Origin of the sequence: Gracilibacillus dipsosauri (genome assembly GCF_003176895.1) — a bacterium.
In the GTDB taxonomy this organism is placed as follows: Bacteria; Bacillota; Bacilli; order Bacillales; family Amphibacillaceae; genus Gracilibacillus; species Gracilibacillus dipsosauri.
On the sequence record NZ_QGTD01000013.1, the window covers coordinates 67,329 to 81,175 of the forward strand.

16 protein-coding genes are annotated in these 13,847 nt (G+C 36.2%); 1 reads left to right on the plus strand and 15 read right to left on the minus strand.

Annotated elements, in window-relative coordinates; all coding sequences use genetic code 11:
• Positions 1-51: 51 nt before the first annotated feature.
• The 5 genes from DLJ74_RS13950 to DLJ74_RS13975 all read right to left on the minus strand — a co-directional run bounded on the left by DLJ74_RS13950 (position 52) and on the right by DLJ74_RS13975 (position 5,481).
• Positions 52-1,803 (minus strand): methyl-accepting chemotaxis protein, encoded by a 1,752-nt coding sequence (locus tag DLJ74_RS13950; protein WP_109984930.1) that lies wholly within the window; start codon positions 1,801-1,803, stop codon positions 52-54.
• Positions 1,804-1,905: 102 nt separating this feature from the next.
• Complete coding sequence (locus DLJ74_RS13955; RefSeq protein ID WP_109984931.1) at positions 1,906-3,384, minus strand: sodium:solute symporter family protein; 1,479 nt, start codon at positions 3,382-3,384, stop codon at positions 1,906-1,908.
• A complete protein-coding gene (locus tag DLJ74_RS13960; protein WP_054860656.1) occupies positions 3,381-3,569 on the minus strand; it encodes a hypothetical protein in 189 nt (62 codons plus the stop codon). Before DLJ74_RS13960 ends, DLJ74_RS13955 begins: the two co-directional genes overlap by 4 nt.
• A 392-nt stretch (positions 3,570-3,961) precedes the next feature.
• Complete coding sequence (locus tag DLJ74_RS13970; protein ID WP_109984932.1) at positions 3,962-4,990, minus strand: LLM class flavin-dependent oxidoreductase; 1,029 nt, start codon at positions 4,988-4,990, stop codon at positions 3,962-3,964.
• Positions 4,991-5,106: 116 nt separating this feature from the next.
• The gene (locus tag DLJ74_RS13975; RefSeq protein ID WP_109984933.1) at positions 5,107-5,481 is read right to left on the minus strand and encodes a cupredoxin domain-containing protein; all 375 of its coding nucleotides are present in this window, start codon (positions 5,479-5,481) and stop codon (positions 5,107-5,109) included.
• Between the two features lie 189 nt (positions 5,482-5,670).
• Between DLJ74_RS13975 and DLJ74_RS13980 the strand changes: the two genes are divergently transcribed.
• Positions 5,671-6,351, plus strand: a complete 681-nt coding sequence (locus DLJ74_RS13980; RefSeq protein WP_109984934.1) for a thermonuclease family protein — start codon at positions 5,671-5,673, stop codon at positions 6,349-6,351.
• Positions 6,352-6,385: 34 nt separating this feature from the next.
• Here DLJ74_RS13980 and DLJ74_RS20290 read toward each other — a convergent pair whose 3' ends face one another.
• The 10 genes from DLJ74_RS20290 to DLJ74_RS14025 form a co-directional block, all read right to left on the minus strand.
• A complete protein-coding gene (locus tag DLJ74_RS20290) occupies positions 6,386-7,126 on the minus strand; it encodes a hypothetical protein (RefSeq protein ID WP_146202437.1) in 741 nt (246 codons plus the stop codon).
• A gap of 16 nt (positions 7,127-7,142) precedes the next feature.
• Entirely contained in the window at positions 7,143-7,907 is a 765-nt protein-coding gene (locus DLJ74_RS13985) for a hypothetical protein (protein WP_109984935.1), read from the minus strand.
• Complete coding sequence (locus DLJ74_RS13990) at positions 7,901-8,776, minus strand: ABC transporter ATP-binding protein (protein WP_109984936.1); 876 nt, start codon at positions 8,774-8,776, stop codon at positions 7,901-7,903. Before DLJ74_RS13990 ends, DLJ74_RS13985 begins: the two co-directional genes overlap by 7 nt.
• The gene (locus DLJ74_RS13995; protein WP_109984937.1) at positions 8,748-9,584 is read right to left on the minus strand and encodes a hypothetical protein; all 837 of its coding nucleotides are present in this window, start codon (positions 9,582-9,584) and stop codon (positions 8,748-8,750) included. The genes DLJ74_RS13990 and DLJ74_RS13995 overlap by 29 nt, the downstream gene beginning before the upstream one ends.
• A gap of 86 nt (positions 9,585-9,670) precedes the next feature.
• Positions 9,671-10,060, minus strand: a complete 390-nt coding sequence (locus DLJ74_RS14000; RefSeq protein ID WP_054787425.1) for a hypothetical protein — start codon at positions 10,058-10,060, stop codon at positions 9,671-9,673.
• Positions 10,061-10,247: 187 nt separating this feature from the next.
• Entirely contained in the window at positions 10,248-11,039 is a 792-nt protein-coding gene (locus DLJ74_RS14005) for a TatD family hydrolase (protein WP_109984938.1), read from the minus strand.
• A 4-nt stretch (positions 11,040-11,043) separates the two neighbouring features.
• Positions 11,044-11,778, minus strand: a complete 735-nt coding sequence (locus DLJ74_RS14010; protein ID WP_054787424.1) for an ABC transporter ATP-binding protein — start codon at positions 11,776-11,778, stop codon at positions 11,044-11,046.
• Positions 11,779-11,780: 2 nt separating this feature from the next.
• Positions 11,781-12,527, minus strand: coding sequence for an ABC transporter permease (locus DLJ74_RS14015; protein WP_109984939.1), 747 nt, complete (start codon positions 12,525-12,527; stop codon positions 11,781-11,783).
• Between the two features lie 43 nt (positions 12,528-12,570).
• The gene (locus tag DLJ74_RS14020; protein WP_109984940.1) at positions 12,571-12,864 is read right to left on the minus strand and encodes an MTH1187 family thiamine-binding protein; all 294 of its coding nucleotides are present in this window, start codon (positions 12,862-12,864) and stop codon (positions 12,571-12,573) included.
• Between the two features lie 15 nt (positions 12,865-12,879).
• Positions 12,880-13,824, minus strand: a complete 945-nt coding sequence (locus DLJ74_RS14025) for an ABC transporter substrate-binding protein (protein WP_425454588.1) — start codon at positions 13,822-13,824, stop codon at positions 12,880-12,882.
• Positions 13,825-13,847: the final 23 nt, after the last annotated feature.

Here is a 13,847-nt window from a genome sequence, read left to right on the forward strand (position 1 = left end):
TATAATGATTCTATTTTACGTGATTATAGATGATGATTCAATCTGCACTCATCATTTGGAAATGGTATAACGGTTAATAATGTTACTAAGATCTTGGTTTAACCCTGTTAAGTTTTCTGCTGATTTTGCCACATTGGCAATCGCGTTTATCTGCTCGTCAACGGATGAAGTGATCTCCTCCACAGACGCAGCTGTTTCTTCAGATACACTGGATACACTTTCAATATTTTCATTCATTTTTTCTACTTCGTTCGTAATCTGATCCATCTCTGTCTTAACAGAACCGATTGCTGCCACAATTTCCTTAACAGCTTGCTGTAAGTCCACAAAGATACCCTCTGTTTCCTCCACATCGTTGTTTAACCCTTCTGAACTCTGGACGTTACTCCGAACAGCCTCAACGGTTTTATCAGTTTCTGCAACAATGGTTGAAACAACCTGTTGTACTTGGTGTGTCGCATCCTTAGACTGTTCTGCAAGCTTTCTGATTTCATCAGCGACTACAGAGAATCCTTTACCGTGTTCCCCCGCTCTTGCTGCTTCAATACTTGCATTTAGTGCCAGTAAGTTCGTTTCTTCCGCAATATGCTCTATCGTATCCATAACAGATGTAATCTTTGTAACTTTTTGATTCAATTGTTGGATATCTTCTGCAATTGCCCTAGATGCATGAACGGCTTCACTATTTGATTTCTGTAATTTTGAGACGATTTCTTGGCCATTACTTGATAGCTCTTCTGTCTCTGTAGTGATCGTATCCACCTTAGTGGTTTCGCCTTGCATTTTTTGCACGGCTTGTGATAATAGATCTACTCTATAACTAATATCCTCTAAATCATTTGCTTGTTCTTGAGTGCCTCGAGAGATTTCCTCCATCGCATTTCCAACTTCCTCACTGCTTGCAGAGGTTTGTTCCGAGATTGCTGATAAATCTGTTGCTGCATCAAGTAATTGATCACTTGATTGGTGAACATTTGTTACTAATGTAGTTAATTGATCAGACATTTTATTAAATGCTGCAGCAAGTAAGCCTATTTCGTCCTGAGACTCTTTTAAATTTGTCTTTTTAATATTACCTTCTGCAATGGATGTGGCAACATCTGCCACCATTGTAAGAGATACTAATTTTTTTCTTGTTAACAAATAAAAAATAATAGCACTAATAACGATAATTACGACAACACTACTAATAATAACCAAGAATAATTGATGTAACCCTTCATAAAACTCATCCTGATACACAGCAACACCTATAGTCCAATCCCATGGCTCAAAATATCTCATATAAGCTGTTTTGTCTTTATAGCTTCCATCCTCTTGGAGATCACTGTATTCAGCAATTCTATCATCAGGTTCTGATGCTTTACCTGCTTTTACAAGTGATGCGCGATTACTCCGATTTAAATCATCAGCAGGCTCGCTACCTATTTCGGTAGGATGTAATTGCAAGACAAGCTCTTCATCATAAGCTAGAACATATCCATTGTTTTTATAAACAAAATTTGTTTGAGAATAGTCATATTCTTGCTTATTATTTTCTGGTCCATTTAATAGGAGACGAGCCTCATCCTTCGCTTCTTCTAAGCTTAATCTTCCCTCTTCCACTTCTTGATTTAATAATTCTAGAATGGAATATGCCCCATCTGTTATCTTCCTTAATTCACTTTCTCCTGATTCTACTAATTGAGCTTTTGCTACATTATAACTAAATATTCCAATGACAATTCCTGTTATGGCAACGATAACGGTAATTAATGAGATTAATTTAGTTGATACACTAGATTTCCACTTCAGTTTTTTCAAGCTGTTTCCTCCCCTTCTAAATAGTTATATCGACATTAATTGCGTATTATCAATACATGTTTTAAAACTATTTAAAAGGGAAAAATTAGCACTTCTTTGGATTTATCTAGAGTTTTTCTTCAACTTAACCTGTAAATAATCGATAAATTCATTGGCTTTGTCTTCAGGGGCTTTGGTTATGAAACTTGTGCTAATAAAGAGAATAGTAGAAATAATAATCCCCCAAATACCTGACTTCAAGCCTAAAGGTAAAAGTTGAAAGGCTTCAAGAATAATCACAAAAATACTTCCTATGATAACACTTATAATCACACCACTTGCTGTTCCTTTTCTCCAAAAGAATGCGCCGATAATTCCTGGCACTACAACAATTAAACCAGCAGAAGATGCTACTGATAATACGGCAATTAAATCTAGTTGTAATTGTGCAAATAAATAGGCCAGAATTGCAATTATAGGTATTACAATTTTTCCTATTTGCAATTGTTTTTGGTCTGTTGTTTGTTTATGCTTCATAATATTACGATATACATCCCTAGAAAATAAGGAAGAGAGTGTCAATAAAATCGAATCAATGGTCGAGATAGCCGCTGCTAATATTCCTACCATGACAATAACGCCTAGGAGATCTGGAACCAATTCGGATGATAACAGCATTGGTGTTGCTAAATCGGCATTATCTAATTCTGGAAAAAGAACTGTCGCAGATAATCCCCATACAACAGATACAATCGTATAAATAAATCCAAAAATTAAAAAGCCTAGTAGCATATGTCGCATACTTTTCATCGATGATGGCATAAATAACCGCTGACTTACCTGTGGATTAGAAATACTAAAGAAAAACCAAGGAATAGTTAAACCTAAAAATGTCCAAAAGTTAAAAAATCCATTTCCTGGTACCGCTAAGGCTTCTGGTTTTGTCTTTTCAATGGAGTCAAAAAATCCATTCCAGCCCCCTAATCCATCTATAATCAATAAAACCACAATAGTAGACGCGATGATCATAATTAACGATTGTAATGAATCAGTCCAAGCAACTGAGCGAATTCCCGCAATATATGTGAAAACTAATGCTAAAATGGTTGCGATAATAACGCCTGTTGTATAGGAAATTGCACCACTTGTTACCCCTTCTAATAAATAGCCAATCCCTGTAAGTTGTACTGCACTATATGGAATTAAGAATAAGCAGCTGGATAAAGCTGTCACAATTGCTACCCATTTATTTTGGTAGCGATCACCTAGCATTTCTGATGGTGTCACATAGCCATATTTTTTTCCAACTAACCAAAAGCGTGGGCCAAAAATAGCCACCAAAGAAACACCCATGAAATAAATAATCTCAAATCCAAATGCTCCAACGCCACCATTGTAGGTTAATCCTGCAAGACCTACTAGCATGAAAGCACTATAGGTTGTTGCACTATAACTAAGTGCAGAAACAAAACCATTTAGCTTCCGGTCACCGAGAAAATAGCCAGCCATACTGTTTTGTTTTCCTACTCTAGATAGGAAAGCAATAAATATTCCAATTAAAATGTGGAGGGTAATGGTGATCCAAACCATTGTTGTGCTCACTCTTCATCACCCCACTCTTTTGTCAAGATATAATTGATGATAATAACTATTATTGCAAGAATAGTCCATAACAAAAAACTACCATACCATTTTTCTATATTAGAAAATAAGGTATATGGGAGAAAATATCCTAGAAATACGATAAATAGAATGATAAGTCCCCACATTTTTTCTTTTTTATTCATTTAGCTCCCCCTCATTTTTCTTCACATCATTTTCATTATACACATTATATTACATCTGTAAAGACACATGTTCAAACGCCTCTTATAGCTCTACTGCTTCAAATAAAAAAAGATCCGACTAATGAAATCGGATCTTACTCTAACCTAGATTAATTCTTTTTCTGATGTTGTCTCGAAATATTTCTTCTGATATAAATATTATAAGCAATTAAAGCAAATGCAATAATAAAAATAACTATCCCAGGAATATAAATTACCCCAGTCAAATCAAGAATCATTAAAATAACTAATATCGTTAAAAGTGGTATACGAATTTTATTATAATACATCAAAGACCCCCTTCTTTCAAACGCTTTCATTCATTATATCTTATCACACCAAATTCTTTTATACTAGAAGGAATTATTGATCGCAGGTGCTACTTCTGTTGCAAGTAAATGAATTGTTTTTTTCACTTTTTCAATAGGCAGTCCACCGAAATCGACTTGAGCCAAAAAACGATGATGACCAAACAGCTCTCTTTGATAATGGATCTTTCTAATAATTTGTGCAGGTGTTCCAACTAAAAGTGTAGATTGTTCACTTGTTATGTATGCCATATCTGTTCTCGCAACCCCCATCGCTCCTCCAATTCCGTGACTAGTGAGATGGCTCCAATATTTCCCATAGTATTGGTAAAATTCCTTTTCAATTTCTGCCTCTGTTTCTCTAATAAAAGTATGAGCTGCAATCGAGATATATGGTGAATTTCCTTGAAATGATTGTTTATATGTTTCGATTAATGGTAGATATTTTTTAACTATCCCACCAATCATCACAACGGTTAAACCACAGCCATTCTGCCCTGCTCGTTGAGCACTCTCTATCGTTCCACCAACCCCAATTGAAATTGGTAGTTTCGCTTGCTTCGGTCTAGGCGAGATCTCTGCATCCTGTAATGCTGGTCGAAATTGACCTTCCCATGTCACGCGTTTTTCTTCATTTAAAGTAAGAAATAGCTGTAAATGTTCCTCAAACAGTTCATCATATTTTGCTTCATCATATCCAAACAAAGGGAATGCCTCGACAAACGCTCCTCTTCCTGCAGTAAATTCAACACGACCATCCGACAAAAGATCGAGTGTTGCAAAATCCTCAAAAAGTCGAACTGGATCAGCTGTATTTAGTAAGGATGTGAGTGCAGTGAGTTTAATTTGTTTTGTTCTTTGCGCAATGGATGATAGGACGACTTGAGGTGAGGAAACCGCATAGTCAAGACGATGGTGCTCACCAACCCCAAACAAATCAAGTCCAAGTTTATCTGCATAATCAGCCATCTGAATCATTTCGTTTATTTTTTGACTAAAGCTAGGAATATAACGGCTGAATGGATCCTCTAATATTTCTGCTAATGAATAGATACCGATTTCAAATTTTTTCATTTCACTCTTCCTTTATTTCAGTGTATATCCACTAATCTATTTTACCATAATTCTCTGACCTTTCTATTCTACTATTTACCAAAAAAATAACCGAGCATATAGCCCGGTTCAAAAAATTATTGGACAACTAATGTTGCTACCATTTCGTCATGACCTGTTCCACAAGGGATGCTACAACGAATAGTATATTCACCTGCTTCTAAGTTTGCAGTAGCTGTGCCCTCATTTTCTATTGCGATATCTGTATTATCGATCGAAATTCCATGGTACCCATCTTCACTTGTAAGTTGGACAGTTACTTCTCCTGCTGGAACTGTGTATTCTTCTTTGTCAAATTCCCAATTAGATGCTTTTATATCTACTACTTCACCATTCTCACTTGAAGCTGATTCATTTGTGTCAGTTTTATTATCTTCTTCACCGCCACCGCAAGCTGCAAGTAGTAATACTAGAAATAGGCTTGATACTAGTAATAAAGTCCACTTTTTCATAATTATTACTCCCTTTCATATGTGTTTCTATTACTAGTATATACCAAAAATCTATTTTTTATAGTGACTTATATCAAGCTTCACAAATTTTTCACATTATGACAAACGCATAATTGTTCGGTTTGCCATTGTCTGGAATTATTTTCTATAGTACACTGTTAAGGAATATAAACAACATGGAGGGAACTCATGATCTTTCGAAAGACAATCATTTGTTTGATTACACTTTTATGCCTGCTTACTGGATGTGGTATGTCCGTAGATCAATCAACTGTTCAAACTAATCATGTAACAAATAAGGAAGAAAACTTAGTAACCGCATCAGTCTTACGAGTTGTTGATGGGGATACATTAAAAATAGAAATAAATGGAGAGGAAGAGACGATGCGGCTTCTTCTTGTGGATACACCAGAAACGAAGCATCCCGACCTTCCCGTTCAGCCATTTGGTGAAGAAGCATCACGATTCACGGAGAATTTGTTATCAAATCAGCAAATCCAAATTGAATTTGACGGTCCACAACGCGATAAATATAATCGATTATTAGGTTATGTATGGATAGATGGAGAAAACTTCAATAAATTGCTATTAAAAGAAGGTTTAGCGAGATATGCCTACGAATATGATCCTCCTTATACACATCAAGAAGAAATGAAGATGGCGGAAAAACAAGCAAGGCAAGAAGGGATAGGTATCTGGAGTATAGATGATTACGTTTCAGAGGATGGATTTCACGCGGACTCAGAAGACAATGTTATTTATGGGAGTTGTGCGGAAGCTAAAGAAGCAGGGGTCACTCCCCTATACAAAGAAGACCTTGGATATCATTTAGATTTGGATGGTGATCGAGATGGGATTGCATGTGAATAAGAAACAACCAACGAAGTATATTGGGCTGTTTCTCCTATCCTTGCTTATAACTTATGAGCAAGGTCACCATGGAACAAAGCAAGATGATAAGCAGATTGAAACAATGATAGAATAATACTAGCTCACTAGTATTCAATTGTGCGAAGGAGGAATAATGAATAGGTGACAACCAACGTGGGATCCATTCATATGTTCGAAATATACACAAAATAACTAGTAAAACCGTATACAATAAATAAAAGATCTGATTTTTTTGAAATAGATAAGTTCCCAAAATCGCGATTGCACATAATGTCATGAGGCCAGAAACGAGAATAAGATAGCTACCTGTAATATTTAGAATGAATTCTCGGTTAAGATGAACCTCGAAAAATAGGGAACCAACCAACATATGTAAGATAAACAGAGAAAAAGTATAGAGAAGAATAAAGAAAGTAATAGCACTTGCTTTACAAATGAGCATATGTGACCACCGATGAATTCTTAACAATACCAGTTGATCGTATTTAGAGAAAACACTCATTAGAGAGTTTATACAAATTAAAATAGGTAATAAATTCGCTAACCAACCAACCATTCTAATAAGGTGATCAGGAGATTTAATGCCAGCTAAAGAATAAACTAGATAATCCATAAGGTTGACATTATTCTCGATCGACAAATCAGAAACAAGGAAGATACGAGTCATTGCTAAGCACAAAAAAAGAAACAGAAGAGAAAAAATAGTCTTCCCGTTTAGAAGATAAACAAGATACGCCACAAAGATTTTTCTCATTCTATTGTCACCCTCTTCAAAACTGTTTTTTTCTAATGTGTATAAACATTAAAATAATAGAAATAAATAACACAATAAGGTTATAACGAATCGACCAATCGATCGTAAAGTTCTCTACTTGCTCACTGATTTTATTTGGATATAGGGAGAAAAACATCATTTGTGCAATGGGCGTAAATTTAAACATTGTTCGTATCGGATAAATCATCCAAACTATGTAACTCAACAAACAAAGAAATACACCGAATCCTAGTGCTATCACTGAATTAAAATATCTTAAAGAAATAAACATCGTAAATGTACCAATTGAAGTTAATGTCACGATATATAAGGTAATTAACGAAGTAAGGATTGTCAGTGGGTTTTGCTCCTCATAAAAAAATTGTGCACTATCCCAGCTCAATTCCACATGCATCCCTTGAACCCATCCAGAAATAAAAAACAGAATAAAACAAAGAACGGAAAAAGTGAATGCTGCAGCAAAATGAACTACAATAAAATAAAAAAGAAGTCTGACCTTTGATCTAGCCCTTATATAAATAACATTTGAAGCCATTATTTTAGGAATAAAATCCACTATTAGAAGGAAGTAGAGTAATGGAATAACAATTAACGTTAGATAATGTTGGGTTAGCCCCGTGACGATAAATTCAAATATATTTTCAGACTTCTGCACTCCTGTACGATCAATAAAAAAGGTGAGACCAAATAGTGTACCTGTTACAACAAGCCAACGCCATCCATTATGAATAAACAGCTGAATCAATCCGACAGTTAGCATAACACAACCTCTTCCTCCATCATAATCTTTTCTGGTATTATATGGTAACTCATTAAAAAAGCTAATAATTCTTGCTTACTTTCCCACTCCCCTTTACACTGGCCAGTTGCAAAGCCGCCAACCCGTTTGATGATACGGAAATCAGTTAAGACATAACTTAACTGTTCTAATTCCTCAACTGTACGAACAAGAATAATCCATTCACGTTGTTTTTGTTTCTGGATCAGTTCTAATTTTCCGTCCTTTAACAAATAAACTTTGTCGCAAAACCTGCTTATTTCTTCTTCAATGTGAGAGACGAGAATGATCGCAACATGATCATTAATTTGTTTTTCTAAGATCTGGCGAAATAAATCAACTCCATCCTTATCCAATCCATTTGTTGGCTCGTCCAATAGTAAAATTTTCGGTTCTTCCATAATTGCTTGTGCAATACCTAAACGTTGTAGCATACCTTGAGAATATTTCCTTACCTTTTTCTTATCCATAGGTTCTAAACCAACCATTTTTAAACTTTTTTTAATCGTTTCTTTACCGATTTTTTCTTGGATTCCTGCTAGTAATGCTAGATTTTGAAAGCCAGTAAATTGTGGTAAAAATGTTGGTGTTTCAATCAGAGCACCTATTCCTGCTGGGATTTTCCCAACAAGTCCTGGCTCTACTATTTCATTGGAAACGATCACTTCTCCTTGATCAGGGTATAAAAAACCACATATTTGTCGTAGTATCGTTGTTTTGCCAGATCCATTCGCACCTGTTATACCAACTACTTCACCTGCCGATACAGAAAAATTGATTCCATCCAAAATCATCGTTTTTCCTAGTTTCTTCTTTACACCTTTAAATTGAATTAATCTTTGTTTTTCCATATAATTGCAGTCCTTTCTTAAATTTTAATGAGAAACGAAAATACACTAAAAAAGAAGTAATGAGTAAGGAAAAGAGTAGTATAATCGGCAGTTCTAATAAAGAATATTCGAAACTATTCAGCATATATCCTCCCACTAATTCAAATGGAGCGAATTTATTAATATGAAGAGCAAAGAACAAAAGCTGACCAATGATAAAGATGAAAAAAGGAGCAAACATTACGATATAGACATTTTTTGACCATGTTGCCAATAATATAGAGAGGAGCGATATAAACACCGCCAATATGGCAGTATTTAGCACGATGAAGAAAATATAAAGAAAAGGTGATTGAGTAAATAAGTCATGACCGAAGCTTGGCACATAGCCCTCCATTTCGGTTATAGAATTGGGTGGATGGAAAGATATTCGGAGATATAAAAAGCAAAGTATCTCCACAATGAAAACGAATAGAAAACTAATAATCGATGCAGCTATCATTTTGGAGAAAATATATTTTTTGTATGTCGTTCTTAATAGGATAAACTCTATATATCCTGTTTTTCGATCCAATGCTAAAGATGAACCAGATAAAAGGGCAATAATGAAGGGAAAAACAATTGGCAAAATGGCTTTTGGGCCAACGCCATGTGTATATAGGAATGCCGAGAAGTAATTATAGCTATTCCTTTCTAAGCCTAATTCCGTATTTGGGCGGAATTTTTCGGCACCTAAAACAAATAACGCAACAAATAATAGAAAGGCAATGAGCGTACTCCATGTAAACAGATTTCTCTTCATCTCCGTACGGATTAATTTGACCATCATCACTACACTCCATTCACCATCAGAATATTTGAAAAATGGGGGAGCCTAAGAACTAAGGGCAGTTGATGGAACTGCCCTAATGGAAGTTACCATCTCACACGATATTTTGTATATACAGTAGAGGGATTAGTAAGCCTTGTTTCTAGCATTACTCGGATTGCTCTTAAATTCGTTGCATTGCTGCGTACACGTCGCCATGTTGCTATCGCTAATGGCACTTCTTCTTGTCCAAGATGAATACGTTTATTATCGTCCACTACTGTTGCATATAGTGCGGCATTATTTTCAACAGTAAGAAGGTATACCTGTTGTACTTTTGGATCCATTGCAGGATGAATAGGAGTGAATAAATTTCCGCCAAATCGGGGTACATTTCCTGAGTAGGTATGATATTGGCTAGCAAATGTTATCCCACTAGTTACCAAGATTCCCATAAGAATGATCAAGGAAGCACCAATAATCTTAACCTTTTTCATTTAGTTCAACTCCCTTATAAAATTTGACTTTCCCTAATGACATCACTACCCTCCCTTCTTTTAGATTAATAATTAATTCGATATCCCTTATATAAATTCCTGCCAAAAACAGAAAAATATTACCATATTTTTCTTGATTGCGCTTTCTATAAAACTAAGATTGTCTCGCTTGAATACTATAAGGGACTCATCTTAAATAAGATGAGCCCCTTAACAAAATTTGATAGAATTCCTTTGTGTTCTCTAATATTTTCCTTTCTACTTCAGGAAGAGAGACCTTTTTTATTGTTGCGATTTGCTTGATAGATTCGGCCATCATTACTGGATGAGTCCTTTTATTTTCAAAAGGGCCATGGAATTGCCATGGTCCATCAGTCTCTACCATGGTAAATTCTAAAGGATAGATATCTATTATCCTTTGAATTTCTTTTTCATAAACACAATCTGGTGTGACAGAAATACGATATTGGTTCTTAATCATCCGCTTCATCGTATCGCCAGAGCCTTTGAACCAATGAAAATGTGCTTTATTGTGACCATGTTTTTCTAATAGGTCGCACACAATGTCAGCATCCTCATATACAGCATGAAGCACAATCGGTAAATGATATTCTTTTGCCAAATTGATAAATCTCTCCAAAATATGAATATATGGATTTATATCTAACGTTGGACGTTCTTTTTTTAGATAATAAGGTAAACCCACTTCTCCAATTGCGACTATAGAATGATGGTGTTTTCTGATTAACTCTTCCAATTCAGCTAATTCTTTCTCATCTGGCAATGACTGCTCTGGGTGCCATCCTAAAGCAGGAAAAACTAGCTTGTTTTTCTGAGATAATGACAATACTTTTTTGCAAGATGCTAAGTCACTTGAAATGGCGATAAGACCTGCAATCCTTTTATCCTTTAAGTCCTTTAGGATAGTTTCCCGTTCTTCCTTTCTATACCAGTCAAGGTGAATATGTGCATCAATCATCAGTTTATGAGCCCCTTAATATTCTGTAAATTCGTTTCTTTATTTCTAATAATTCAGGTGATAAAAGTAAGCGAGCTGTTCGAGGTCGTTCAAAAGGGATATGAACCTCTTCGGTTACTTTTGCTGGGCGTTCGCCTAAGACTAGAATGCGATCGGATAAAAAGATTGCTTCTTCAATATTATGTGTAACAAATAAAACCGAAGGACGTTCTTCCTCCCAGATGGATAATAGCCATTTCTGCATATCTACCCTAGTAAACTCATCTAGCGCAGAAAAAGGTTCGTCTAGACAAATAAAGGATTGTGGACTTAATAAGCTTCTAACAAAAGCTACTCGTTGCTGCATCCCGCCAGAAAGCTGATGAGGATAAGCATCAATATAATCATGAAGTCCTGCACGTTTTAACATTTTCTTTGCCTTTCGTTTATCAGGTCTTTCAAAAAGCTCTGCGGCCAATACTACATTTTCAAGAATCGTACGCCACGGAAAAAGGGAAGGACTTTGAGGCATATAGCTAATGGCACCTTTCTTTCCGATAATATTTTCTCCGTTTAAGAGAATGGTTCCTTGATCTGGCTCATACAAGCCTCCAATTAAATGAAAAATCGTACTCTTTCCACTTCCAGATGGACCTAGTAATGACACAAATTCTCCTTCATTTACCACTAGATTCAAATCTTGAATAATGGTATGTGGTTCAAAGCTTTTCGTTAAGTGATTAATTTGTAATGTGCTCAAGCCTACCCCTCCTTTCTCCATTTGATCAAAGCTTTTTCACAGATTAAAATGATCGCAAAAAAGAATAAGCATAATATCATGATAAATAATATCGCTACAAATACTCTATCTGTTCGGAATGAGGAGGATGCTAATGTCATATAAACCCCAATACCTTGATTGGCTCCTAACCATTCTGAGATGACGGCCCCCATCACACTATAGGTTGCTGAAATCTTTAGTCCTGAAAATATAGCAGGCAAAGCGTGTGGTAGCTCTAACTTTCTAAAAATCTGTTGCTTGGTCGCACCTGTCATTTTCATATAATGAATAAGCTCTGGCGAAGTTTGTCTCAATCCATCAATCGTAGCTACTGCAATCGGAAAAAAACACACAAGGATTATAATCAATAGCTTTGGTGTCATGCCAAAACCAAACCAAATCACGAGTAGTGGTGCCAACACTATAATTGGAACATTTTGTGAAAGGATCATAATTGGATATACTGCTTCTCTCACCTTTGGCAACAAATGTAGAATAACCGCTACCGTTAGTCCAACCACTATCCCCATAACCAAACCGAGTATCGTTAGTTGAATTGTTGAGAAGATATGATGACTATAGTTCGGCCAGTTGTTAAGTGCCTCCTGTATAATGACAGTGGGTGCTGGTAGTATCCAATCTGGTATTTGAAAGATTCTCGTCGATAGCTCCCAGATAAAAAGCATTATCGCAATCACTGAGATAGGAAGCCATGATTTTTTTATCATGTGCTCAACACCGTCCTTACTCTGTTATGTTGTTTCCACTACTTTAGTGATATTTCTCTGTTAATTTTTCCATAGACGCCTGATTGTCCGCCCTTGTATAAATTTTAATTTGGGATATGTTGCTCGTACAGCCCATATCTAGCATACGTTGATTCATTTTTTCAATAATCACTAGTAGTGCAGATAGCTCCCCTTCCATTGTTGTTTCTAATGGATTCACTTGGTACTTCACTCCAGCAGCCTCGATTACCTCAATTGCTGCATCTACAAATGGAATCACATCTTCCCCATTTGGTGTTTTCGGGATAATTTGAATACTCACTAATGCATTTGCCATTTTTCTCTCTCCTTTTTATTCAGGTAAAAATTCATTTGTAAACGCTGATTCTACGTCTAGCTCCCTTTCTAATAGACCATTTTCGAACATCCAATCAGAATAATTTCTCCAAACCTCTGGACGTTGTTCTCCCCATCTTGTAGCATCGTCCTGATATTTTGGAGAGAGCCATTCTTGACTTGCTTTTACCAATTCTGGGTCTAAATCGGGTACTTTATCTATTAATATATCTGCTGCTTCAGCTGGATGACTGATAGCATATTGATAACCCTTAGTTACTGCTGCTAACAATGAACGAACCGTTTCAGAATTCTCTTCTAGCATTGTTTCATTTGTTGTGATAACAGGAGTATAGTAATCTAGTTTTTCTGAATAATCGGTTAAGTAGAGCATATCTAGGTCGATACCACGAAGCTCTGCTTCAACACCAGTCCAACCATAGTAAATCCAGGCAAAATCTACATCTCGCTCAACTGCAGTAAAAAAGTCGGTATTGCCAATATTCGTAATGGTAACATCATCTACGGATGCACCCTCTTGTTTCATCAAGGAATCGATTACTGCTGATTCCACTGGTGCACCCCAGCCTCCATATGTCTTTCCGGCAAAATCGGCAGGGGATTGGATTCCTTTCTCTACTGGGGCCGCAAAACCAGAAGTATTATGTTGAATAACAGCTGCTATCGATACAATCGGAATATCCTGTACTCTTGCTTCAGTAACCGCCTCCTGTGCACTTATTCCAAAATCGGCCTTCCCTGCAGCTACCGTTTGATCAGCACCTGCTTCACCCGGAAGCACAATATTGACATTTAATCCCTCTTCCTCAAAATAACCCTTTGCTTGGGCGACATATAATCCGGTATGATTTGTATTCGGTGTCCAATCCAAAACAAACGTGACTTCTGTTAAATTCTGTTTGTCTGTTTGAGAAGAGTCTTGGCCACATCCTGTTAACATAAAAAACATACATGCTAAGACAA